We start from the raw sequence: 23,015 nt of genomic DNA on the forward strand, positions 1-23,015 counted from the left end.
CGACTTTCGCTATTATCTTGGGTTCTTTCGTGAAGATGGCTTGTTTAAAAGCAAGACATCAATTTAATTGTTCGGAGTTGAGTATGTACGCGGTCATAAAAACTGGCGGTAAACAATATAAAGTTACCGTTGGCCAAAAATTAAAAGTAGAACAGATACCTGCAGAACTCGACAGCCAAATCGTACTTGAAGAAGTATTGATGATTGCTGACGGTGAAGATCTAGCAGTAGGTAGCCCAATGGTGGCTGGTGCTTCTGTGCAAGCAACGGTTGTTGCCCACGGTCGCGGCGAAAAAGTACGCATTTTCAAAATGCGTCGTCGTAAGCACTCACAAAAACACCAGGGTCATCGTCAGAATTATACTGAAATTCGCATCGATGCGATTTCTAAGTAACAGGAGTTAAGATAAATGGCAACTAAAAAAGCAGGCGGTAGCTCTAGAAACGGCCGCGACTCAGAAGCTAAACGCTTAGGCGTTAAAGTTTACGGCAGTGAATTGATTCCAGCAGGTTCAATCATTGTGCGCCAACGTGGTACTCGTTTCCATGCTGGTACCAACGTAGGCATGGGCAAAGACCACACTTTGTTTGCAAAAGTTGACGGTTACGTTGAATTCACGACCAAAAGTCGTTTCAACCGCAAAACTGTAAACGTTAAGCCTTACACCGGCGCAGACGAGTAATTCGGTTTCAGAAGAATAGCCCTATCTAATCAGATGGGGCTATTTTTATTTATGCGTCTGTGATTTTTAAGTATGATTAAGTAGTTTAGGTTGTTTGGCTTTTCAGGCGATGGGGCGTCGCATGCGTTTCATCGCCTGAGAAGCTACGCATCAACAAGGTAAAGAACATGAAATTTATTGATGAAGCAAAAATTGAAGTAGTCGCAGGTAAGGGCGGTAACGGCGCCTCTAGCTTCCGACGTGAAAAATTCGTCCCGCGCGGCGGCCCTGACGGTGGCGACGGTGGTAAGGGCGGCAGCGTCATCGCCATTGCCGACGAAAACGTGAACACCTTGGTTGAGTACCGTTTCGTGAAACGCTACCAGGCCAAACATGGCGAAAAAGGTCATGGTGCCGACCGTTATGGTAAAGGCGCCGACGACATTGAGCTACGGATGCCGGTGGGCACCTTAATCGTGGACGTGGACACCGAAGAAGTCATTGCCGACTTGACTCATCATGACCAACGCGTGGTGTTGGCTAAGGGCGGTAAGGGTGGCTTGGGCAACATCCACTTTAAGTCATCGGTGAACCGCGCGCCGCGTCAGTGCACCCCTGGTGAAGAGGGTGAAATGCGCGTGTTGCAGCTGGAATTGAAAATTTTGGCCGACGTGGGCCTCTTGGGCATGCCTAATGCGGGTAAATCAACGCTGATTCGTGCCGTGTCGGCTGCCCGTCCTAAAGTCGCCGACTATCCGTTTACCACCTTACACCCTAATCTGGGCGTGGTGCGTATGGATGAAAACAATAGTTTCGTAATGGCCGATATTCCCGGTTTGATTGAAGGCGCCGCCGAAGGCGCAGGCCTAGGCCACCGCTTCTTGCGCCATCTGTCACGTACAGGTTTACTCTTGCATGTGGTGGACTTAGCCCCATTTGATGAAGGCGTGAGCCCTGCGGACGAAGCCTTGGCTTTGGTGGACGAGTTGCGTAAATACGATGAAGAGCTGTATGACAAGCCGCGTTGGTTGGTGTTGAATAAATTCGACATGATTCCAGAGGACGAGCGCGAAGAGCGCATTCAAGCCTTCTTGGACGCCATCGGTTGGGATCACCCGCAGCCAGACGATCGCTTTGAGTTCGACTTGACCACGCCGCGCGTGTTCAACATCAGTGCCTTAAGTCATGAAGGTACGGGCGAATTGGTGTTTGCGATTCATCGCTATTTGGCTGAGAAAAAGGCCTTGGCCGCAGCGGCCGCCGCTGTGGATGCCGACCCGATCAGCCATAATCAAACTGATTTAAGCGTTTTAAAACCTGAAGAAGCCTAAGCTTTACTCAGCTTAAAGGTCGATTAATTATGCCACCGTGAGGTGGGAAAGCGTGCACATGTTACATATATACAATACCTTGAGTCGCAAGAAAGAAGTGTTTAAACCCATCGATGAGCAGAATGTACGCATGTATGTGTGTGGCATGACGGTTTATGATTATTGTCATTTGGGCCATGCCCGCGTGATGGTGGTGTTTGACATGGTGACTCGCTGGTTGCGTGTATTGGGCTACCCCTTAACCTATGTGCGCAACATCACCGATATTGACGACAAAATCATTCAGCGTGCGCTAGAAAACGGCGAAACCATTCAAAGCCTCACCCAGCGTTTTATTGATGCCATGGATGAGGATTCAGCCGCCCTAGGCGTGTTGCGTCCTGACCATGAGCCGCGCGCGACCGATCACGTCGACGACATGATTGCGCTGATTGAACGCCTGATTGCCAATGGCAAAGCCTATGCGGCTGACAATGGCGACGTGTATTATGCTGTGCGCACGTTTGCCGACTATGGCCGTTTGTCTGGCAAAAGCCTAGACGATCTGCGCGCCGGTGAGCGTGTGGAAGTCGATGGCTTTAAAAAAGATCCTTTGGATTTTGTGCTGTGGAAGGCCGTCAAGCCTGGCGAGCCGAGCTGGACTAGCCCTTGGGGCGAAGGTCGCCCCGGTTGGCACATCGAGTGTTCCGCCATGAGTGAGCAGTTATTGGGCGCTCATTTTGACATTCACGGCGGTGGCGCTGACCTACAGTTCCCTCATCATGAGAACGAAATCGCGCAAAGCTGCGGCGCTCATCAGTGCAACGACCACGACCACAATCATGGTTTTGTGAACTACTGGATGCACAACGGCTTTATTCGTGTGGACAATGAGAAGATGTCTAAATCGTTAGGCAATTTCTTTACCATTCGTGAAGTGTTGGAAAAGTTTGATCCAGAAGTGGTGCGCTTTTTTGTTTTACGCGCCCACTATCGTAGCCCACTGAACTATTCCGACGTGCATTTGGCCGACGCCCGTAGCTCACTAAAACGTTTGTATACGGCTCTGAATCAGGTGCCTGCCGCGGCATTTGACGTCAAAGCCGACAGCAATGACTACAGCCAACGCTTTTTTGCCGCCATGAACGACGACTTCAATACGGTGGAAGCCGTAGCGGTGCTGTTTGAATTGGCTAATGAAGTAAATAAAACCAAAGACGCTGCCCTAGCTGGCTGTTTGAAAGCATTGGGCGGCCTGCTTGGCCTACTGGAGCGTGAGCCAGAAGCCTATCTGCATCAAGAAATTGGTGCCCAAGGCAATGGTTTAAGCGCCGAGGCCATTGAGGCGATGATTCAGCAGCGTAAAGACGCGCGCGCGAATAAGGATTGGGCTGAGTCTGACCGCATCCGCGATGAATTGGCTGAACAAGGCGTGGTCTTGGAAGATGGTGGTGCAGGCACCACATGGCGTCGCGCTTGATTGATAAATGATGCTTAATGCTTGCTTTTGCACCGTAGGCGTTAGATAATGTTCCACTTGAAATTTTTTGAAGCACAGGCAAATTCCCTGTGTCCGCTTATCTAAGGAAATCACATGAAACAAGATGTTCACCCAGAATACCACGCAGTGCAAGTGACTTGCTCTTGCGGTAACGCTTTTGAAACCAAATCAACCATGGCTAAAGAAACCTTTAGCATTGAGGTTTGTTCAGAATGTCACCCATTCTACACTGGCAAACAAAAAATCGTTGACAGTGCCGGTCGCGTTGATAAATTCCAACAAAAATTTGGCAATATGTTCAAACGCTAATCAGCCCAGAACACAGAAAAGACAGCTTAGGCTGTCTTTTTTTATTGCTGTTTTTGCCTAAATAGGGGTGTATTTTGGTACACTGAGGCATTAACGGCACACTTATTGGCGTATGTTTACTTATAAATCTCCTCTGGACGCAGATCAGGCAAGGCCTACGGAAAAGCCTTGGGTACTGCTGTTGCTGTGTTTTGTTTGGCTTTGGCCGGGTATTTTTTCCCATGACCTGTGGAAGCCGCACGAGCCTTACATCTACGAGGCGATAAAAGACATGCTGGCCAATGGCTCGGTGGTTGCGCCCAATGTCCATGGGTTTTGGTATTTAGAAACGCCGCCTTTATACTTATGGGTGGGGGCATTGTTTCAACGGCTGTTCTCGCCGTGGTTGTTACATAGCTATGACGCCACACGCTTGGCCACGCCCTTTTTTATGGTGCTGGCGCTGACCTTTGCGGGCATGGCGGGTAGGGCACTCCTGGGTCGGCGCCATGGCCGCAGCGTGGTGCTGATATTGATCGGCTGCGCCGGCATGATGATGACCGGCCACTCGATGGACAGTATGGCGGCCACCTTTATGGGCTACGCCATGGGTTTTTATGCCTTCAGTACAGTGCAAACCCGTCCTGCGTTGTCAGGCTTCTTGCTGGGCTTGTCCTGGGTCATCGTGTTCTTATCGTCTAATTTACTCAGCGTGTTCTTAATGCTGATGGTGGCGTTCTTTTTGCTGTTTTACGCCCGCTGGCGGGTTAAGGCCTACGCCATTACGCTGTCTTTTGCGGTGCTGGTGGCGCTGCCTTTAGGCTTTCTGTGGCCTAATGCCTTGGCCAAAACCAATCCTGATGCCTTTGCTTTTTGGTGGCAGCAATATGCTCTGGGACAGCTGAACCATTTAAGCTTTAAGCAGTTCTTCAGCAATCTTGGTTATTATTTGACGGTGATGAGCTGGTCTGCCTTTCCGGCCTGGCCTTTGGCCTTGTGGACGATTTATCGGCGCCAATACGTGTCGGCCTTTATGCTTAAGTTTTGCGGCTTTTGGTTTTTGACCATCTTGTTTATCCTGAGCTTGGGTAATCATCAAGTCACCGAAAATGCTTTGCCGCTGTTGCTGCCGCTGGCGGTCTTGGGCGGCGCTCAATTAGACAATTTACGCCGTGGTCCAGCGGCCTTCTTGAACTGGTTCGGCGCCATGACGTTTGGTGCCTTGGCCATCTTTATCTGGCTAGGCTTCTTAGCCATGAACTTCGGTTGGCCGGCTAAGCTGGCCGAACGAGCTTTGTACTTTAGCCCTTATTACGTGCCTAAGCTGTATGCTTTTGCCATTGTGTTTGGCCTGATGATGACGCCGGTGTGGCTGTGGGCGGTGACGCGTCGCCATTTACGCGGCCGTCAAGCCGTGACCAATTGGGCGGCGGGCATGACCTTAGTGTGGCTGTTGATGTTGAGCCTGTTTTTGCCGTGGCTGGATAAAATCAAAAGCTACCGCCCCGTGGTCGACCAAATGGTCAATAGTCTGGATGCCCAGACGGTGGCGGCCATTGAGGCCGGTGAGGTGTGTATTCAGGCGCAGTCGCGCCAGCTGGTTTTGCTGACGGCCTGGCGTGAGTACAGTGATCTGCCGATTAATACCTTTGAATATCAACTCAATGATTGTGGCTATTGGCTCAATACGGCTAAGCGTGAGCCGCAGCTGGTTATGGGCCAGGCAGATCCTGCCGGCTGGGCGCCTGTGTGGCTGGGGCATCGACCCCGCGAAAATAATGAATGGTTTGTGCTGTACCAAAAACAGCAGCCTAAACGAGCCGCCCGAAAACCGGTGCCAGAGGGTGGTTCGGCTGAACTGTGGGTACCGCCTTTAGACCGTTTTGAGGCAGCGCCGCCCTCGGTGTTTAGCCGCTAAGGCCTTGGTTTATCGCCATCCGCTCGGGTGGGTAAAGCTAGGCCTAGCTGTAACTGGAAGCCCGCCTGGGTTTTGACCCATCCTTGGGCGTCAAAAGTGGGCGGTTGAGGCGGAGCATGATAAGCCAGAGTTTACGGCTTTGTTTACTGACGCAGTGGTCTAATTATGGCAAAATACGACCATCATCGTGACCACTTCACGTAGGGGGCATGGATGCCACCCTAAAAGAGTGTCTTGGAGACCCATATGAGTCAAGAATCAGCAGTAAAACAAAACATTGATCCAGGTGAGATCGATAAATTCAGCCAGCTGGCGCACAACTGGTGGGATTTAAACGGTGACTTTAAGCCGCTGCATGAGATTAATCCCTTACGCTTGGGCTTCATCAGCCAGCACGCTGCATTAGCGGGGCAGAGCGTGTTAGACGTGGGCTGCGGCGGCGGCATTTTGTCTGAGGCCATGGCCAAGGCAGGTGCGACCGTGACCGGTGCCGACATGGCTAAGAAATCGTTACAAATCGCTCAGCTACACGCCTTAGAAGGTGGCTTAACAATCGATTATCAGTGCATCAGCGTGGAAGATTTGGCGCGTGCCAAACCGGCCGCTTTTGACGTGGTGACCTGTATGGAAATGATTGAACACGTGCCCGACCCTGCTAGCGTGATCCGTGCGTGCACCGATTTAGTGAAGCCTGGTGGCTGGGTGTTCTTGTCGACGCTGAACCGTAACGCTAAGGCCTACGTTCAGGCCGTGATTGGGGCGGAATACGTTTTAGGCCTGATGCCGCGCGGCACCCACGATTATAAAAAATTCATCAAACCGTCAGAAATGGTGCGCATGTGCCGTTCTGTTGGTTTGGCGTTGGTCGATCAAAGTGGTTTGACCTACAGCCCATTGACCAAGCGTTATAAGCTGGTTGACGATCTGTCGGTGAACTACATGATGGCTTTTAAAAAGCCATTAGTCTAAATCGCACCCCAACACAAAACCGCCTAAAGTAATAGGCGGTTTTGTGTTTCTACATCTTTAATGCAAATAAGCTTTTGTGCTATTGCAAATAAACTGTTTATTTCTTTGACAAAATATTGTCTTAAGAGAAATAATGCTCGCTTAAACGTATGTTGGAGAACATTATGAAGCCATCAACTGCCCACCCCGCAGCTGATCAACTGAAGGAATTAACCCTACGCGGGATGATTCTCGGTGCCTTGATTACCGTTATTTTTACCGCCTCAAACGTCTATTTAGGCTTAAAGGTTGGTTTGACGTTTGCCTCTTCTATTCCTGCTGCGGTGATTTCCATTGCGGTTTTAAGAATGTTTGCGCATTCGAATATTCTTGAAAACAATATGGTGCAAACCCAGGCTTCGGCCGCCGGGACGTTGTCGTCTATTATTTTCGTGTTGCCTGGCCTATTGATGTTGGGCTACTGGCAAGACTTTCCCTTTTGGCAAACCGCCATCATTTGCGCCGCCGGTGGTATTTTGGGCGTGGTGTTTACCGTGCCTTTGCGTCAGGTGATGGTGGTTAAATCCACCCTGCCTTACCCAGAAGGGGTTGCCGCCGCCGAGATTTTAAAGGCCGGCCACATTAACGATCACAAAACCGATGCTGAAAAAGTCACGCCAAGCAAAAGCGAAGGCGGCATGCGCGACATCGTCGAAGGTGGTTTGATTGCGGCGTTCGTGAGCCTGTGTACCGCTGGTTTTCGTATTTTGTCCGATAGCGCGAGCTATTGGTTTACCACGGGTAAAGCCATTTTCCAGGTGCCGATGGGCTTTTCGGTGGCGTTGGTGGGTGCCGGCTACTTAGTCGGCATCGTAGGCGGTATGGCCATGCTGGTGGGGATTCTCATCTCTTGGGGTGTGGCCGTTCCGTATCTGACCACTGTGTATCCTATGCCAGAAGGCACTACGTTGGCCGCTTATGCGCAAACCATTTGGGCCACGAAGGTGCGCTTTATTGGTGCTGGCACCATGGCCGTAGCGGCTGTGTGGACGTTGATGACTTTGGCTAAGCCGATTATTGAAGGCGTGATGATTTCCATGCGCGCCATCAAAAAAGGCAGCGATGGCGCTGCCTTGGTGGACCGTACCGAGCAAGATCTGTCGCCTAAATGGTTGGTGTTGATTACCGCCACCATCGTGGTGATCTTATTGGCCACCTTCTACAGCTTTGTGATGGCGGCGCCGATTTCAGCCGGCTTGGCCTGGACTTTGGTGATCGTGACCACCTTAATGTCGGTGCTGATTGGCTTCTTGGTGGCCTCTGCCTGTGGCTATATGGCTGGCCTTATTGGTTCTTCATCTAGCCCCATCTCAGGTATTGGCATTATTTCGATTATTTTGATTTCCATTGTGCTGCTGCTCATTGGTGAATCCAGCGGCTTATTGGCCACGCCGGAAGGTACTCAGTTCCTGACGGCACTGGCGATTTTCACCACATCGGTGGTGTTGGCCATTGCAACCATTTCAAATGATAACCTACAAGATTTAAAAACAGGCTTCCTCTTGCAGGCCACGCCATGGCGCCAACAAGTGGCCTTGATTATTGGCTGTATCGTTGGTGCCTTGGTGATTTCACCCGTGTTGGAACTTTTGTATCACGCCTATGGCTTTACCGGCGCCATGCCTCGTCCAGGCATGGATGCGTCGCAGGCCTTAGCGGCACCTCAAGCCACGCTGATGACGCAAATTTCTACCGGTATTTTCAGCCATAATCTAGAATGGTCTTATATTGTGACCGGTATGATCATTGCCGTGGTCTTGATCGTGATCGACACGGTATTGAAAAAATCCACCCGTGGTCGTTTCACCATCCCCGTATTGGCCGTGGGCATGGGTATTTACCTACCGGCTTCGGTGAATATGCCGCTGATCGTCGGTGCCGTATTGTCTTGGCTCGTGGCGCGCCGCATTAAAGCCAAAGCCGCTCGGGACAATGTGCCGGCAGAGCCTTTGTTGAAAGCCTCTGATGGACGCGCAACGCTGTTTGCCGCGGGCTTGATCGTGGGCGAGAGCATTATTGGCGTGGTGTTGGCGATGATTATTGTGGTGTCGGTGACGTCTGGCGGCAGCGATGCACCGTTGGCCATCATGCCCGATAGCCTCGCAGGCTGGTCACAAACCTTAGGTTTGATTGCTTTTGTGCTGGTATTGCTGCGCTTTGGCCGTCGTGCTTTGAAATAAAACCCGTTGAGTGATGAAAAACGAGCGCAGAGGCGCTCGTTTTTTTATGCGGCTGGCCCAAATCTTTCGGTTATACTGACGTTTTTAACGCCAGTCATGAGGTGCTTATGTGGCGAATATTATTGAGGCTTTTGCTGGGTTTTGTGGTGTTGCTGCTGCTGGCCATTGTGCTCTTGGGCTGGTTGGGCACGCGCCACCCAGTGGCTGAATCAAAAGACACGGTCACCGTGTATGCACTCAGTAATGGCGTGCACATTAGCTTGGCAATGCCGGCCCGAAACGACGTGTATGATTGGACCACGCTGTTTGATCCAGGCAACAGCCGTCGGCCGGATTTGGCTAAGGCGCAAGACTACGTCTTGATCGGCTGGGGGAGTAAGACGTTTTATACTCAGGTGCCGAGCTGGTCCGAGTTGACCTTGCCGCTGGCCGCTCAGGCTTTGGCCTTTGATGAGGCGGCGTTTAATGTCACCTATCTGCCGCAGCCAACGGCGGGCGAGTCGGTGCGCGTATTGCAGCTGAGCATGGCCCAATATCGCCAGCTGGTGCAGTCTGTGCTGGCCGATGTGCCTCTTTTTAAGGCCTTGGATGGCCAGCCTAAGGTCATCCCAGACGTACATTATGGCGCAACGGATGTGTTCTATGAGGCCAATGGGCGCTACACGCCTTGGTTTACCTGTAATGAATGGATACGGCAGCAGTTAAATCAGGCCCAAGTGAACGTGCCGCTGTGGTCGCCCTTGGCACTGCCGATTATGTGGCATTTGGGCGACGCGGCTCAGTAAGCGGATTGCGCTCTTGGCGCGGATCAATCAAGAAACGGCCCTGTCGATGATGACAGGGCCGTTTTTGGGTTTAGAAAGCGGCGCTGAGGCCAATGTTGTAACGGGTTTGTTCGCCCTGATCTAAGCCGCTGGTGCGAGAGAGGGCGCCAAAAACCTGTAGATTTTTATTGAGATTGAGATTGGCACCAATGGTGAGGTCTGCCCAGCTGCGGGCATCAGCCTCGGTTTCACGCGAGAATGAGGTGAGGGTTGATTTCAGCGCACCGCGCACAGCGTGTTCACGATCGCCCATTTGGCGCAGATAGCGAATATTGGCGTAGGGATTGATTACGCCTAAGTGACTGTCTATGCGCCAGCCGACGGCCCCGATTTTACTGGTGCGCCGCTGGTCGCCAAAGCGCATAGAGGTGCTGAGGCTATTGGCTTCTTCATAGCCATCGACACGGCTCTTGTCCCAAATGTATTGCAGCATGGGCCCGGTGCTGAGCGAGGGGTTGATTTCAAAGTCCCAGCCAGTACTTAGCCGCACGCCCCATTCTCGGCCTTTGGTGCTGCCGGTTTCAAGCCGAGTGGCGGGGCCAAGGTTAACGCGCCGTTCAATGTTTTCAAAGTTGCTGCGGCTGCGATGTACGTCGGCGCTGGCCCAGCCAGAGTCGGCAAAACGCGCGTGGGCAAAGGCAGCCACCACGTTGCCGCGGTTTTTATAGCGATAGTCATCGCTGGGGCGTTCAGTATCGCGATGAGCTGAGATGAGGGCACCTAGGGTGAGATTGGGGGTGAGGGCATAGTCTATGCCTAAGGTTAAATTGTTTGAGCGTTGGGTGCCGTCTTTTAAGCCCTTGGGCTGGTGCTGGTCACCGCTGAGGCCAGAATAGCCGCCAAACACGCCCAGCTTTTGGCTGCCCTCTAGGCGCTGGTGCAGTTGCTGGTTGCGGCTGTCTAGGGTTTGGCGCACGCCCGCGATGGGGGCGTTCATGGCTTTACTGAGTGAAGCGACCGTCAGCGGCGCTTCGAGTACCGAAATCATGTATTCGCTGAGCATGGCGTGGGTGGCAGGGCTGGGGTGAAAACCATCGGCAAATAGGAACGATAAATCATCATTAAAGCCAGGGCTGGTCGATAGGCATTCATTCGCGGCGAGCCCAGGGGGGCAGGGCGTACCGCCGGTATTGTTGAGGCCATATTGCTCAGGGTTGGCCATGACTTCTTGAAATAGGGCGTTGACGTCAACCCTTACGATGTTGCCGCCGGTTTGGGCCAAAAGTTGATCTTGGGTGGTGTTGAAGAGGTCGGTTAAGCGTGAACCCTCCTCGCCTAGCTCGCCATAGGCTTGCTTCATCAGGGCTTCGGCTAGGGCGCCAATGAAGCTACCGCCCAGTGCGGCCGCGGCTTCGATGGCGGTCTGAATGCGTTCTTGACGTTCTGCCTCATTGAGAATGGGGCCTGCATTTAATACTTTATACACTTCTTCTAAGGCCTGCTGTTCAGGAATGCTCAAAAACCCACCTACGGTGGTGACGATGGTGTCTAGAAAAGCTGGCGTTAGGGTGATGTTCGGTACCGTGGGCACCACAATCGTTTTGGCACCGGCTTGGACTAAATCATTCACCTGGCCCGTGGCGGCTTGGGCGCTTTGTAAAATCAGCTGTTGTGCTGCTTCTGCCCCTTCTAGCGTGGCGGTGACGACGCCTGCGGCTAAGTCATTGCCGCCAATCCAGTGAATGTATAGCCCTTGGTTGTTGGCTTGGCCGTTATTTTGTTGAAGGTATTGAGCCACCTGATCTTGGGTATTGTCCGTCGGGTTGATTTCTGGGACCGCCACAGCGCCACCGGCAGCGAAGTTATGGCCGCCATCGTCAGAAGGCGTGAGCGTTAAGCCGTAATATTTAGCGATGCTTTCGTTGTAGAGTGGGTTTTGGCTACCGTCGAACGTATAGCGACCGTTATTGCCGCCATCGCTGAGGCTGTCGCCAAAAACGTAGATTTGGTTAAAGGCACTGGCGCTCATGGGTAAAGACAAAAGGCTGGCGCACAATAGAAGCGTGCTCATTTTGGGGCGAGATCGTAAAGCATTCATGGGATGGGTTCTCCTCAGTGGTTTTGGGGGGAGCCTCTTGGCGGGCTATGAAATACAGATGGCGTAACTAGTTAAGAATGAATAACCATTAAATACAAATAGCATAATTGAATGGATGGTGAAACGAGTACATTGGCATAATGGTTTTTTGTGTAAAAAATCAGACACTCCTGGCGGGTATATGACGTATGTTTTTAATAGTGTTGTGATTATTATTTAAATATAGGGTGTGACTGGGATGGGCGGAAATGGGGTTTGAGAACGCCATCAGAATTGTCGACAAATTTTAGTTGGGGGCTGAATTTGTCGTGTGTGGGCCAATTATTTTATGCTATAGTGCCGCCTTATCTTTATTTCAGCCTCATTTACCGTGGGTTTTTTTGACAGAAAGCCTTAAGTAAAACCATAAATGAGCCACAGTAAGCGAGGCGGCACACAAAAGGGGACATAATGTCTTTTGATCTGATGCAGGTCGGGGTAGATTGGTTGGATGGTCGATTAAGCTATGTATTGATTGCGCTGTTGCTGTTTGTGGGCGTCTTTTTTACCCTTCGCTTGGGCTTTATGCAGTTTCGCCATTTTGGCCACACCGTGACCGTTTTGAAAGGCAGCCGTCAGGCAGATCAGTCAGGCATTTCCTCCTATCAGGCGTTTTGTACCTCGATGGCGTCGCGCGTGGGCACCGGTAATATTGCCGGCATCGCCGTAGCGGTGACGCTGGGCGGTCCTGGGGCGGTGTTTTGGATGTGGGTGATTGCCGTTTTGGGTATGTCGACAGCCTTTGTGGAGTCGACTTTGGCCCAGCTGTTTAAGGTTAAGGATGGCGAAGGCCAATACCGCGGTGGCCCAGCCTATTACATGGAAAAAGGCCTGAACGCCCGCTGGATGGGGGTGATGTTTTCTTTATTCTTGATCTTGGCCTATGGCTTTGTGTTTAACGCCGTACAGGCGAACACCATTGGTGAATCTTTGGGCGCTGCCTTTCATCTGCCCACGTGGGTGACTGGCTTGGTAATCATGGTGCTGACGGCGCTGATTATTTTTGGTGGCTTGCGTAAAATTGCGCGCTTTTCCGAAGCGGCGGTGCCGTTGATGGCCGGGGTGTATTTACTGGCGGCCTTGATTATTGTAGTGGCCAACTATGAGCGTTTGCCGGCTGTATTTGGGCTGATTTATCGCAGTGCGTTTGGCCTGCAAGAGTTTGCCGTGGGCGGCTTTGCCGCAGCCATCATGCAGGGCGTCAAGCGGGGTCTGTTTTCGAATGAAGCCGGTATGGGCTCGGCGCCCAATGTGGCGGCTTCAGCCACGCCCTATCCGCCACATCCAGCCTCGCAAGGCTATGTGCAAATGTTTGGCGTGTTTGTCGATACGGTGATTATTTGTACTGCTTCTGCGGCGATTGTCTTGCTGTCGGGTGTGCCTTTAGACAGCGATGCCACCGGCATTCGTCTGGTGCAAATGGCCTTGGAAACCGAGTTCGGTGGCTGGGCTAAATACCTTTTGGCCATCATCATCCTGTTTTTTGCCTTCACCACCATTGTGACCAATTATTACTATGCCGAAAGCTGCATGGTGTTTCTGCGTAAGAAAAAACACAGCCGCCTGCTGTTTTTTCGCTGCTGCGTGGCGGCAATGGTGTTCTTTGGTGCGGTGGCATCGGTGCCGCTGGTGTGGTCGATGGCCAATGTGTCGATGACGCTGATGGCGGTGACGAACTTAGTGGCGATTTTATGCTTGTCCCCCTTAGCCATTCGTCTGGCCAAGGATTACAACCAGCAGCGTCAAGCAGGGCAATTACCGACCTTTAAAGCCGGCGATCATCCCGACATTAAGGCTCGTCTTCAAGACGATATTTGGGATTAAATGTTGCATGATCGAATCAGCGCCGACGGTTTGTCGGCGCTTTTTTATGGGCGCCTGCTGTGATTAGGGGATATAACCACACAGGGAGTAATGGCATTTTATGTTGGTAATCTGTCAATATTGGTTATTTTCTCTAAAAAAATAAGGATTTGGCCATAAACTAGGGATTTGGGTGAAAAAAATAGTAGACAGTAAAAAAGTAAATCTTTAGAATTGAAAAAATTTGCCCGAGATTTGCTGTTTTAGCAGCTGGTTTTGAGTGGATTGGTTTATAAGAGCAACATATTTAAAACACATCAATCTAACGGAGAACATTTTGAGCAATCAAGCACTACTGGTTCTGGAAGACGGGACCGAATTTGTCGGCGTATCCATAGGTGAAGTAGGTATGGTTGTCGGAGAAGTTGTTTTTAACACCTCGCTGACCGGCTATCAAGAAATCCTCACTGATCCCTCCTATTCCCGTCAAATCATCACCCTCACTTATCCTCATATTGGCAATACCGGCACCAATTCTTCTGATGAAGAATCTTCAATTATTCAAGCGCAAGGCTTGGTTATTCGTGATCTACCCCTCATTTCTAGCAATTTTCGCAGCACCGAATCCCTATCTGATTATTTAAAACGCCAAAACGTGGTGGCCATTGCCGACATCGACACGCGTAAGCTCACCCGTATCCTGCGCGAAAAAGGTGCCCAAAAAGGCTGCATTATTGCCGGCGAAAGCCTCGATGCTGCCCGTGCCCTCGCCGCGGCTCAAGCGTTTGGTGGCTTGAATGGCTTGGATTTAGCCAAAGAAGTGACCACCGATAAGGCCTATGAATGGACAGAAGGCAGCTGGGCTTTAGACACCAACGATCACGTACAAAAAACCGCCGCTGAGCTGCCTTACCATGTGGTGGCCTACGACTTTGGTGCCAAGCGCAATATTTTGCGCATGCTGGTGGACCGCGGCTGTCGCCTAACCGTAGTACCAGCGACCACGCCAGCGGCTGAGGTCTTGGCCTTAAACCCAGACGGCGTGTTCTTGTCGAACGGCCCTGGCGATCCAGCACCTTGCGACTACGCGATTGAGGCGATTAAGGCCTTTTTAGAAACAGACATCCCTGTATTTGGCATTTGCTTGGGCCACCAGCTGTTGGCTTTGGCTTCTGGCGCCCAAACCATCAAGATGAAGTTTGGCCACCACGGTGCCAACCATCCGGTGCAAGAATTGGCAACGAAAAAAGTGATGATTACGGCGCAAAACCACGGCTTTGCGGTAGACGAAACCAGCCTGCCGGCCAATTTGAGCGTGACCCATAAATCATTGTTCGACGGTTCTTTACAAGGCATTCACCGCACCGATAAGCCTGCTTTTAGCTTCCAGGGCCATCCTGAAGCCAGCTCAGGCCCACACGATGCCGCGCCTTTGTTTGACCACTTTATTGATTTGATTAAAGCCTACCGCGCTTAATCGCTTAACCTCATCAGGACAACGACCATGCCTAAAAATACTGAAATAAAAAGCATCCTGATCTTGGGTGCGGGTCCGATTGTAATCGGCCAAGCTTGTGAATTTGACTACTCAGGCGCGCAAGCCTGTAAAGCCTTACGTGAAGAAGGCTATCGCGTGGTGTTGGTGAACTCAAACCCAGCCACGATCATGACCGACCCAGAAATGGCTGATGCCACCTACATCGAGCCGATTCACTGGGAAGTCGTGCGCAAGATTATTGAAAAAGAACGCCCAGATGCCGTGCTGCCCACCATGGGTGGTCAAACGGCCTTGAACTGTGCCTTAGAGCTAGAGCGTCAAGGCGTGTTGGCGGAATTTGGGGTGAAAATGATCGGCGCCACCGCCGACGCCATCGACAAAGCTGAAGACCGTCGTCGCTTCGACGTGGCCATGAAAAAAATTGGCCTAGACACCGCCCGCTCAGGCATTGCACATAATATGGAAGAAGCCTTTGCAGTGGCCGAAGAAGTGGGGTTCCCCTGCATTATTCGCCCTTCATTCACCATGGGCGGCACCGGCGGCGGCATTGCCTACAATAAAGAAGAGTTTGAAGAAATCTGCGTGCGCGGCTTAGACCTTTCCCCAACCAAAGAATTATTGATCGATGAATCATTGATTGGTTGGAAAGAGTACGAGATGGAAGTAGTACGCGACCGCAACGACAACTGCATCATCGTGTGCTCGATTGAAAACTTTGACCCCATGGGCATTCACACCGGCGACTCCATCACCGTGGCGCCGGCGCAAACCCTGACCGATAAAGAATACCAAATCATGCGTGACGCCTCGATGGCGGTGCTGCGTGAAATCGGTGTCGAAACCGGCGGCTCTAACGTCCAGTTCTCGGTGAATCCCGAAAACGGCCGTCTGATCGTGATTGAGATGAATCCACGCGTGTCGCGTTCGTCTGCCTTAGCGTCTAAAGCCACGGGCTTCCCGATCGCCAAAATTGCGGCCAAGCTGGCCGTGGGTTACACCCTAGACGAACTGACCAACGACATCACCGGCGGTTTGACGCCTGCGTCGTTTGAGCCGAGCATCGACTACGTTGTGACCAAAATCCCGCGCTTTAACTTTGAAAAATTTGACGGTGCCAACGACCGTTTGACCACCCAAATGAAGTCAGTCGGTGAAGTGATGGCCATTGGCCGCACCTTCCAAGAATCGATGCAAAAAGCCTTGCGCGGCCTAGAAGTCGGCGCCAGCGGCTTTGATCCTAAGGTGAATTTGGCCGATAAAGACGCCGTAACCAAAATCCGCCGTGAACTCACTGAAGCGGGTGCAGAGCGCATTTGGTACGTTGGCGATGCCTTGCGTGCCGGCATGAGCGTGGCCGAGATTCATCAGCTGACCTTTATTGACTACTGGTTCTTGGTGCAGATCGAAGAATTGATTCAGCTCGAGCAAAAAGTGGCTCAAGGCGGTTTTGCTGGTTTGAATCGTGACTTCTTGCGTCAGCTGAAACGTAAAGGCTTTGCCGATTCACGTTTGGCGACCTTGATTGGCGTGTCTGAAGCCGAAGTGCGTAAGCTGCGCCATCAGCATGAGCTGTTCCCCGTATACAAACGCGTCGACACCTGTGCGGCCGAGTTCTCGACCGATACGGCCTATTTATACTCAACCTATGAAGAAGAGTGTGAATCACGTCCGAATCAAGATCGCCCCAAAATCATGGTATTGGGCGGTGGCCCAAACCGCATTGGTCAAGGCATTGAGTTTGACTACTGCTGTGTGCACGCCTCTTTGGCGCTGCGCGAAGACGGTTACGAAACCATCATGGTCAACTGTAATCCAGAAACGGTATCGACCGACTATGACACGTCTGATCGCCTCTACTTTGAGCCCGTTACCCTAGAAGACGTGTTGGAAATCGTGCGCATCGAGCAGCCTAAGGGCGTGATCGTGCAATACGGCGGCCAAACGCCGCTGAAACTAGCGCGTGCGCTAGAAGCCGCTGGCGTGCCTGTAATCGGCACCTCACCTGACGCGATCGACCGCTCTGAAGACCGCGAACGCTTCCAAAAAGCGGTGCAGCGCCTAGGCTTGAAACAGCCAGCGAACGCAACCGTGACCGCGATTGAGCAAGCCGTAGCCGAAGGCAAAAACATTGGCTACCCCTTGGTGGTTCGTCCTTCTTACGTTTTGGGCGGCCGCGCGATGGAAATTGTGTACGATGAGCAAGACTTACGTCGTTATTTCCAAACGGCCTACAGCGTGTCTAACGATGCGCCGGTGTTGCTGGATCATTTCCTAGACGACGCAATTGAAGTCGACGTAGACGCCATCTGTGACGGTGAACAGGTGTTGATCGGCGGCATCATGGAGCACATTGAACAGGCGGGCGTGCATTCTGGCGACTCGGCTTGCTCCTTGCCTGCCTATACCTTGAGCGCCGAGATCCAAGACGTGATGCGTGAGCAAGTGCGTCAGCTGGCGTTTGAGCTGAACGTGCGTGGTTTGATGAACGTGCAGTTTGCGGTGAAAGCCAACGAGGTGTATTTGATCGAGGTGAATCCTCGTGCAGCCCGTACCGTGCCGTTTGTGTCTAAGGCTACTGGCGTGCCTTTGGCCAAAGTAGCCGCCCGCGTGATGGCTGGCCAAAGCCTGGCTGAGCAAGGCGTGACGCAAGAAGTGATTCCGCCTTATTACTCGGTGAAAGAAGTGGTGTTGCCGTTTAATAAATTCCCAGGCGTGGATCCGATCTTAGGGCCTGAAATGCGCTCGACCGGTGAAGTGATGGGCGTGGGCAACACCTTCCCAGAAGCGTTTGCCAAGGCGCAGCTAGGTGCTCAAACCTACGTTCAGCAAAGCGGCCGCGCCTTATTGTCGGTGCGCGAAAGCGATAAAAAACGCGTGGTTGAATTGGCCAAGCAGCTGATTGCCAAAGGCTTTGACCTAGACGCCACCCACGGCACCGCGATTGTGCTGGGCGAAGCGGGGATTAACCCACGATTGGTGAATAAGGTACATGAAGGTCGCCCGCACATTCAAGACCGGATCAAAAATGGCGAGTACACCTATGTGGTGAACACCACTGAAGGCCGTCAGGCGATTGAAGATTCTAAATTGATTCGTCGCAGCGCTTTGCGCTATCGCGTTCACTACGACACCACCTTGAACGGCGCTTTTGCCACCACCCGTGCGTTTGATGCCAATCCGATGGCGGCGGTGATTTCGGTACAAGAAATGCATCAACTATTGGCTTAAGCCCATCGTTGAGGTGATCCACCCGATGCTTTGGCATCGGGTTTTTTAATGCGCGGGCGTTTGTTCGGTGTTTATTCGGCATTTGGGCGGAAATGTCGCCAAAAGGCTAGACAGATCAAAACTAATAAACGATAATCATTATCGTTTATTTAAGGAGGTTAATATGAGAAAGTCAGTTTACGCCCTAGGTTGCGTATTGGGTTTGTCCGTGGCGGCCGTAGGGGCGCAAGAATTACCGGTTAAAGACGCCAAGCGCATCGTGGCCATGGATTTTGGTGCTTTAGATACCTTAGCCGAACTCGGTGCCGCGAATCGCGTGGTGGCCTTGCCTAAAGAAAATGGCCCAGAATACATGAGCGTATACGCCACGGATGCCTACCAAAACACCGGCGGCATGAAAACCCCCGATTTGGCCGTGATTAAAGCCGCCAAACCAGACGTGATCATCATGGCCGGCCGCCAAAATGCCGCCCACGATGAGTTGGTGAAAATTGCCCCGACTATTCGCTACGCGACTGACAGCAAGAAATACCTTGCGTCAGCCAAAGACAACGCCTTGATGTTGGGTGAGTTAGTGGGTAAAAAAGCCGAAGCCGAACAAAAATGGGCGGCTTTGGAAACCAAGATTAAAGGCATTCAGGCTCAAGCCGACGCTTCTCCTGTGAAAGCCACCGTGATGTTGCACAACGGCGGCAAGCTGATGGTGTCAAACAGCGGTTACGCAGCCTTTATTCATGATGCACTGCACGTGAAAAAAGCTGATGCAAACGTTGGTGATGAGCGCGTGGTGGTGGACGCAGCCTATTTGAACAAGGTAAACCCAGACGTGATCTACGTGATTGACCGTAGCAGCGCCATTGGTCAAGCGCCTTTGGACATGAAGCTGTTCGCCGACAAAGACATGAAAAAAGTCAAAGCCGTGAAAAACCAAAAAGTGGTGGTGTTGACGCCTAAGCTTTGGTATCTATCAGGCGGTGGCTTGCAAAGCATTTCGCTACAGGCCGATGAAGTGGCGAAGCATTTGGGTAAATAAGCCTAAAATTAGGGTTTAAAAGACGCAGCGTACATAACGCTGCGTCTTTTTTTTGACGATTGCGCTGGCTTAGGTCAATATAAAGCCATGCTTTTGACATTTAAACAAAAGGAGTGACGATGAGGCGAAAAGGGGTGTGTCTAAGCGAGTCAGTGATTTTGGTGACGGGTGCGGCCCAGGGCATGGGGCGCTTGTTGCTGGAGCGGGCTAAAAAAGAAGGCTGCCGCCACCTGGTGGCCTGGGACATTGATGCGGCCGGCTTGGCCCAGCTACAGCAAGAGATGGCGACAGATGAGCGGATACAGCTGGTGACTCAAGTGGTGGATCTGGCGGATTTGGACGCCATTACCGCGGCCGTGGCGCAGCTGGAAACGGGTTTTGGTCTGCCGAATATTGTGATCAATAATGCCGGCGTCGTCTGTGGCGATTACTTTTGGGGCCATCGCCCAATAGAGGACATTCAGCGCACCATGGCGGTAAACGCCTTAGCGCCGATGCAGCTGACGCGGGCTTTATTACCCGCCATGTTGGCCGGCCAGCGCCCGTGCCGAATTGTGAACATCGCCTCGGCGGCGGCCTTGGTGTCCAATCCCAATATGAGCGTGTATGCGGCCTCGAAATGGGCGCTGTTTGGCTGGAGTGATTCTTTGCGTTTAGAGCTGGTGCAGGCGGGGCATGACCACGTGAAGGTGACCACGGTGTGTCCCACCTATATTGACACCGGGATGTTCGCGGGCGCCAAGCCCTTGTTGCTGACGCCCATGCTGCAGCCTGAGGCCGTGGTGGCGCAGATATGGCAGGCCATGAAGCTGGGGCGTCCGCAGCTGTTGCTGCCGTGGACGGTGGGCTTAAGCAAGGTGATTAAGGGGCTCTTACCCTTGGCGTGGTGGGACGTTTTGGCCGAGAAAGTGTTTAAAATTTACGGCTCAATGTCTGAATTTAAAGGACGCGGCCCGCGTTAGCGAGCCGCTTGAGATGCTTAGGCCAGCTGCGCGCTGAGCCAGTTGCGCCAAGCGTCAGCCTGACCTAGGTATTGGCTCACCGGCAGTACCTGCCAGCGGCCGTCGGCGTGGGCCAGCGCCACCGTGGGAAAGCCTTGACCACCAAGCTGGCCTAACAGGCTGCGGCTGGCTGCTATGTGGGCTTCGGTAGCGGCGCCTTGCTGATCGTGTAGCGCTTGGGTGAAGGCGTTTGCATCGTGGCCTAATGCAGTGGCCAGCTGGATTAATACGGGCGTCTCGCTGATGCGTTGGCCTGCCACGTAGTGGGCGCTTTGCAGTTGGTGCAGCATGGCCAGACCTTGGCCGTTGAGCGCTGTGGCCGCTAAAATGGCCGCAATGGGCTGAGCCGAATCCATTTCGGCGCCGATGTCGCGCAATAGGCCGTCAAAATAGGCGCTGCCAAACGGCTGGCCCGACATTTGTGCAATGCGTTCATCGTGTGGCATGACGTAGTCGCGCCAGCCAGCATCAATTTGGCGCCGATTGGCGCCGGCCAGCATGCCGCCGCCGTGTAGCGTCACGGTCAGCTCGGGCAGGCTCGCTGCGGCTTCGATCAAAGGGGCGACGGCGTAGCACCAGCCACAAAAGGGATCGAAAATATAATGTAAGGTGGCTGATGGCATAGGGCGTCCTTGTGGGCTGGCGGGGTTATTTGTCGGCATTGGCGTCTTTGGTCATGCTTAATTCATTCAGCTTTTTCAACAGCTCGTCGACTCGATCAGGATCTTCATTACGCATGATGCGCAATACGCTGGGCTCAATCACGTCCAGCTCGGCGTCGCGAATGATTTGCTTAATCGGCAACACATGGGTGGGGTGCATGGAGAAGCGGCGTAGGCCCATGCCCAGTAAGAGGCGGGTGAGCTTGGCGTCGCCGGCCATCTCGCCGCACACCGAAACCGGTTTATTCATGCGGTTGGCGGTGCGAATGACGTGGCTCAATAGGCGCAGCACGGCCGGGTGGGCCGGCTGATACAAATAGCTCACGGCCTCATCGCCGCGGTCAACGGCCAAAGTGTATTGAATCAAGTCGTTGGTGCCAATGGAAATAAAGTCGATTTTTTTCAAAATGCTGGACACGGTTAAGGCCGCCGACGGAATTTCAATCATGGCGCCGATGGGCAGCGCTTCGTTAAAGTCTATGCCTTCTTCGCGCAGCTGTTGCTTCACGGTGTTGATGTGGGCCAGCGCCTGATTGACTTCGGTTACCGAAGAAATCATCGGCAGCATGATCTGTACATCACCGTGGGCGCTGGCGCGTAGGAGCGCCCGTAGCTGGGTTTTAAACATTAAGGGCTCTGCCAAACACAGGCGAATGCCGGTCACGCCTAAGGCTGGATTAAGAGCGTCGCTTTGGCCGAACCAGCGCGGGTTTTTATCGACGCCCAGATCGATGGTGCGCATGGTGACGGGCTTGCCCTTGAGTTTTTTAACGATGTGGCTATAGGTTTCGTACTGCTCTTCCTCGGTCGGCAAAGTGTCGCGGTTGAGGTATAAAAACTCGGTTCGAAACAGGCCGACGCCGTCGGCGGTCGACTTGGTCACATTTTTAATGTCGTCGGCGGATTCAATATTGGTCAGTAGTTTGACGCGGGTGCCGTCTTGAGTGGTGGCGCTGGCGCGTTTGATTTTGTCTAATTCTTTACGCTGGGCCTTGTGTTCGCGCGCGCGGCGGCGGTATTCCACCAGAATCTGTTCTTCCGGCTGGACAATGACCACGCCGTCGATGCCGTCGACGATGACCCAATCGTCTTCATGGATCAGTTCGCGGCTGTTGTGTAGGGCCAAAACCGAGGGCAGCTCTAGGTTGCGTCCCAAAATGGCGGTGTGGCTAGTGGGCCCGCCCATGTCGGTGACGAAGGCGGCGATGCGCTGGTCTTTGAAAAAGATGGTGTCGGCGGGAGACAGATCATGGGCCACTAAAATGGTGTCGTCGAATAGATCGTCGGAAATGCCCAAATCGGTGCTTTGACCCGCCAGATTTTTAAACACCCGTTCCACCACTTGCAGCATGTCCTGCTTGCGTTCACGCAAGTAGGTGTCGTCGATGGCGTCAAACTGTTGGCTGAGAATGTCGACCTGTTGCTTTAGCGCCCATTCGGCGTTGACCATGCGGCTTTTGATGATGTCGGTAGGTTCATGGGCAATGGTGATGTCGGTCAGCAGCATGAGGTGCAAGGAAATAAAGGCGCCCAATTCGGTGGGGGCGTTTTCTGGAATGTTGTTGCGCAACTGTTCCATTTGCTTGCGAGTCGCTTTAATGGCGAGCTCAAAGCGTTGGATTTCGGCGTCGATTTGATGCGCCTCTATGGGCGAATAAATCACGTCTTCCATGCTTTGACGCACTAAGTGGGCGCGGCCAATGGCGATGCCGTGGCCGATGGGAACACCATGTAAAACGAGGCTCATGTTTATTCGCTTTCGTCGAATCGGTTGTTGATCAGCTGCCCAAGAGCAGCAATGGCTTCGGTTTCATCTTGGCCATCGGCGTCGATGGTGATGAAGCAGCCTTTGGCGGCGGCCAACATCATGAGGCCCATGATGCTTTTACCGTTGACGCGGCGGTCCTGGCGACTCACCCAAATCTCGCTTTTAAAGCCGCTGGCCAATTGGGTAAACTTGCTGGAAGCGCGGGCGTGTAGCCCCAGTTTATTGATGATTTCAAATTCTTGACTGATCATTGT

The 23,015-nt window shown here is 52.6% G+C and carries 18 protein-coding genes; 14 read left to right on the forward strand and 4 right to left on the reverse strand.

From position 1 onward, the window contains the following. The first annotated feature begins 83 nt into the window (after window positions 1-83). From rplU to AB8Q18_01150, 9 genes are all read left to right on the forward strand, one after another. Complete coding sequence (rplU, locus tag AB8Q18_01110) at window positions 84-395, forward strand: 50S ribosomal protein L21 (protein XDZ51680.1); 312 nt, start codon at window positions 84-86, stop codon at window positions 393-395. A gap of 15 nt (window positions 396-410) precedes the next feature. After that, the gene (gene rpmA / locus AB8Q18_01115; GenBank protein XDZ51681.1) at window positions 411-683 is read left to right on the forward strand and encodes a 50S ribosomal protein L27; all 273 of its coding nucleotides are present in this window, start codon (window positions 411-413) and stop codon (window positions 681-683) included. Window positions 684-850: 167 nt separating this feature from the next. Further along, the gene (gene obgE, locus AB8Q18_01120; protein ID XDZ51682.1) at window positions 851-1,993 is read left to right on the forward strand and encodes a GTPase ObgE; all 1,143 of its coding nucleotides are present in this window, start codon (window positions 851-853) and stop codon (window positions 1,991-1,993) included. Window positions 1,994-2,051: 58 nt separating this feature from the next. Beyond that, the gene (gene cysS, locus AB8Q18_01125; protein XDZ51683.1) at window positions 2,052-3,452 is read left to right on the forward strand and encodes a cysteine--tRNA ligase; all 1,401 of its coding nucleotides are present in this window, start codon (window positions 2,052-2,054) and stop codon (window positions 3,450-3,452) included. A gap of 114 nt (window positions 3,453-3,566) precedes the next feature. Continuing rightward, window positions 3,567-3,782, forward strand: coding sequence for a 50S ribosomal protein L31 (gene rpmE, locus AB8Q18_01130; protein XDZ51684.1), 216 nt, complete (start codon window positions 3,567-3,569; stop codon window positions 3,780-3,782). A gap of 112 nt (window positions 3,783-3,894) precedes the next feature. Next, window positions 3,895-5,679 carry an ArnT family glycosyltransferase gene (locus AB8Q18_01135; protein ID XDZ51685.1) on the forward strand — a complete coding sequence of 595 codons (1,785 nt, stop codon included), beginning with the start codon at window positions 3,895-3,897 and terminating at the stop codon, window positions 5,677-5,679. Window positions 5,680-5,925: 246 nt separating this feature from the next. Further along, window positions 5,926-6,648: a bifunctional 2-polyprenyl-6-hydroxyphenol methylase/3-demethylubiquinol 3-O-methyltransferase UbiG gene (ubiG, locus tag AB8Q18_01140; GenBank protein XDZ51686.1), complete on the forward strand. Its 723-nt coding sequence runs from the start codon at window positions 5,926-5,928 to the stop codon at window positions 6,646-6,648. 164 nt (window positions 6,649-6,812) lie between these two features. Continuing rightward, complete coding sequence (locus tag AB8Q18_01145; protein ID XDZ51687.1) at window positions 6,813-8,867, forward strand: OPT family oligopeptide transporter; 2,055 nt, start codon at window positions 6,813-6,815, stop codon at window positions 8,865-8,867. A gap of 107 nt (window positions 8,868-8,974) precedes the next feature. Then, a complete protein-coding gene (locus AB8Q18_01150; protein XDZ51688.1) occupies window positions 8,975-9,652 on the forward strand; it encodes a TIGR02117 family protein in 678 nt (225 codons plus the stop codon). A gap of 70 nt (window positions 9,653-9,722) precedes the next feature. Here the strand turns inward: AB8Q18_01150 and AB8Q18_01155 are convergent, their stop codons facing one another. Then, window positions 9,723-11,729 carry an autotransporter outer membrane beta-barrel domain-containing protein gene (locus tag AB8Q18_01155; GenBank protein XDZ51689.1) on the reverse strand — a complete coding sequence of 669 codons (2,007 nt, stop codon included), beginning with the start codon at window positions 11,727-11,729 and terminating at the stop codon, window positions 9,723-9,725. Window positions 11,730-12,179: 450 nt separating this feature from the next. Between AB8Q18_01155 and AB8Q18_01160 the strand changes: the two genes are divergently transcribed. The 5 genes from AB8Q18_01160 to AB8Q18_01180 all read left to right on the forward strand — a co-directional run bounded on the left by AB8Q18_01160 (window position 12,180) and on the right by AB8Q18_01180 (window position 20,292). Next, entirely contained in the window at window positions 12,180-13,592 is a 1,413-nt protein-coding gene (locus AB8Q18_01160) for an alanine/glycine:cation symporter family protein (GenBank protein ID XDZ51690.1), read from the forward strand. A 316-nt stretch (window positions 13,593-13,908) separates the two neighbouring features. Then, complete coding sequence (gene carA, locus AB8Q18_01165; protein ID XDZ51691.1) at window positions 13,909-15,048, forward strand: glutamine-hydrolyzing carbamoyl-phosphate synthase small subunit; 1,140 nt, start codon at window positions 13,909-13,911, stop codon at window positions 15,046-15,048. A 27-nt stretch (window positions 15,049-15,075) separates the two neighbouring features. Further along, a complete protein-coding gene (gene carB / locus AB8Q18_01170; protein XDZ51692.1) occupies window positions 15,076-18,297 on the forward strand; it encodes a carbamoyl-phosphate synthase large subunit in 3,222 nt (1,073 codons plus the stop codon). Window positions 18,298-18,460: 163 nt separating this feature from the next. Next, entirely contained in the window at window positions 18,461-19,330 is an 870-nt protein-coding gene (locus tag AB8Q18_01175; GenBank protein ID XDZ51693.1) for an ABC transporter substrate-binding protein, read from the forward strand. Between the two features lie 119 nt (window positions 19,331-19,449). Beyond that, window positions 19,450-20,292 carry an SDR family NAD(P)-dependent oxidoreductase gene (locus AB8Q18_01180; protein ID XDZ51694.1) on the forward strand — a complete coding sequence of 281 codons (843 nt, stop codon included), beginning with the start codon at window positions 19,450-19,452 and terminating at the stop codon, window positions 20,290-20,292. A 17-nt stretch (window positions 20,293-20,309) separates the two neighbouring features. On the opposite strand, the gene AB8Q18_01185 is transcribed toward AB8Q18_01180, so the two are convergent. From AB8Q18_01185 to AB8Q18_01195, 3 genes are read right to left on the reverse strand one after another with little or no spacing between them, the layout of a single operon-like run. Continuing rightward, entirely contained in the window at window positions 20,310-20,954 is a 645-nt protein-coding gene (locus AB8Q18_01185; GenBank protein ID XDZ51695.1) for a DsbA family protein, read from the reverse strand. Window positions 20,955-20,979: 25 nt separating this feature from the next. Further along, complete coding sequence (gene ptsP / locus AB8Q18_01190) at window positions 20,980-22,740, reverse strand: phosphoenolpyruvate--protein phosphotransferase (protein ID XDZ51696.1); 1,761 nt, start codon at window positions 22,738-22,740, stop codon at window positions 20,980-20,982. Between the two features lie 2 nt (window positions 22,741-22,742). Then, window positions 22,743-23,012 (reverse strand): HPr family phosphocarrier protein, encoded by a 270-nt coding sequence (locus AB8Q18_01195; protein ID XDZ51697.1) that lies wholly within the window; start codon window positions 23,010-23,012, stop codon window positions 22,743-22,745. Window positions 23,013-23,015 lie beyond the last annotated feature (3 nt).

The sequence above is a fragment of the Neisseriaceae bacterium CLB008 genome (assembly GCA_041228285.1).
GTDB lineage: Bacteria > Pseudomonadota > Gammaproteobacteria > Burkholderiales > Neisseriaceae > JAGNPU01.

Excerpts from the sequence above, each read along its gene's own strand:
- rplU (XDZ51680.1), top strand. The coding sequence starts at position 84 with ATGTACGCGGTCATAAAAACTGGCGGTAAACAATATAAAGTTACCGTT.
- rpmA (XDZ51681.1), top strand. The coding sequence starts at position 411 with ATGGCAACTAAAAAAGCAGGCGGTAGCTCTAGAAACGGCCGCGACTCA.
- obgE (XDZ51682.1), top strand. The coding sequence starts at position 851 with ATGAAATTTATTGATGAAGCAAAAATTGAAGTAGTCGCAGGTAAGGGC.
- cysS (XDZ51683.1), top strand. The coding sequence starts at position 2,052 with ATGTTACATATATACAATACCTTGAGTCGCAAGAAAGAAGTGTTTAAA.
- rpmE (XDZ51684.1), top strand. The coding sequence starts at position 3,567 with ATGAAACAAGATGTTCACCCAGAATACCACGCAGTGCAAGTGACTTGC.
- AB8Q18_01135 (XDZ51685.1), top strand. The coding sequence starts at position 3,895 with ATGTTTACTTATAAATCTCCTCTGGACGCAGATCAGGCAAGGCCTACG.
- ubiG (XDZ51686.1), top strand. The coding sequence starts at position 5,926 with ATGAGTCAAGAATCAGCAGTAAAACAAAACATTGATCCAGGTGAGATC.
- AB8Q18_01145 (XDZ51687.1), top strand. The coding sequence starts at position 6,813 with ATGAAGCCATCAACTGCCCACCCCGCAGCTGATCAACTGAAGGAATTA.
- AB8Q18_01150 (XDZ51688.1), top strand. The coding sequence starts at position 8,975 with ATGTGGCGAATATTATTGAGGCTTTTGCTGGGTTTTGTGGTGTTGCTG.
- AB8Q18_01155 (XDZ51689.1), bottom strand. The coding sequence starts at position 11,729 with ATGAATGCTTTACGATCTCGCCCCAAAATGAGCACGCTTCTATTGTGC.
- AB8Q18_01160 (XDZ51690.1), top strand. The coding sequence starts at position 12,180 with ATGTCTTTTGATCTGATGCAGGTCGGGGTAGATTGGTTGGATGGTCGA.
- carB (XDZ51692.1), top strand. The coding sequence starts at position 15,076 with ATGCCTAAAAATACTGAAATAAAAAGCATCCTGATCTTGGGTGCGGGT.
- AB8Q18_01175 (XDZ51693.1), top strand. The coding sequence starts at position 18,461 with ATGAGAAAGTCAGTTTACGCCCTAGGTTGCGTATTGGGTTTGTCCGTG.
- AB8Q18_01180 (XDZ51694.1), top strand. The coding sequence starts at position 19,450 with ATGAGGCGAAAAGGGGTGTGTCTAAGCGAGTCAGTGATTTTGGTGACG.
- AB8Q18_01185 (XDZ51695.1), bottom strand. The coding sequence starts at position 20,954 with ATGCCATCAGCCACCTTACATTATATTTTCGATCCCTTTTGTGGCTGG.
- ptsP (XDZ51696.1), bottom strand. The coding sequence starts at position 22,740 with ATGAGCCTCGTTTTACATGGTGTTCCCATCGGCCACGGCATCGCCATT.
- AB8Q18_01195 (XDZ51697.1), bottom strand. The coding sequence starts at position 23,012 with ATGATCAGTCAAGAATTTGAAATCATCAATAAACTGGGGCTACACGCC.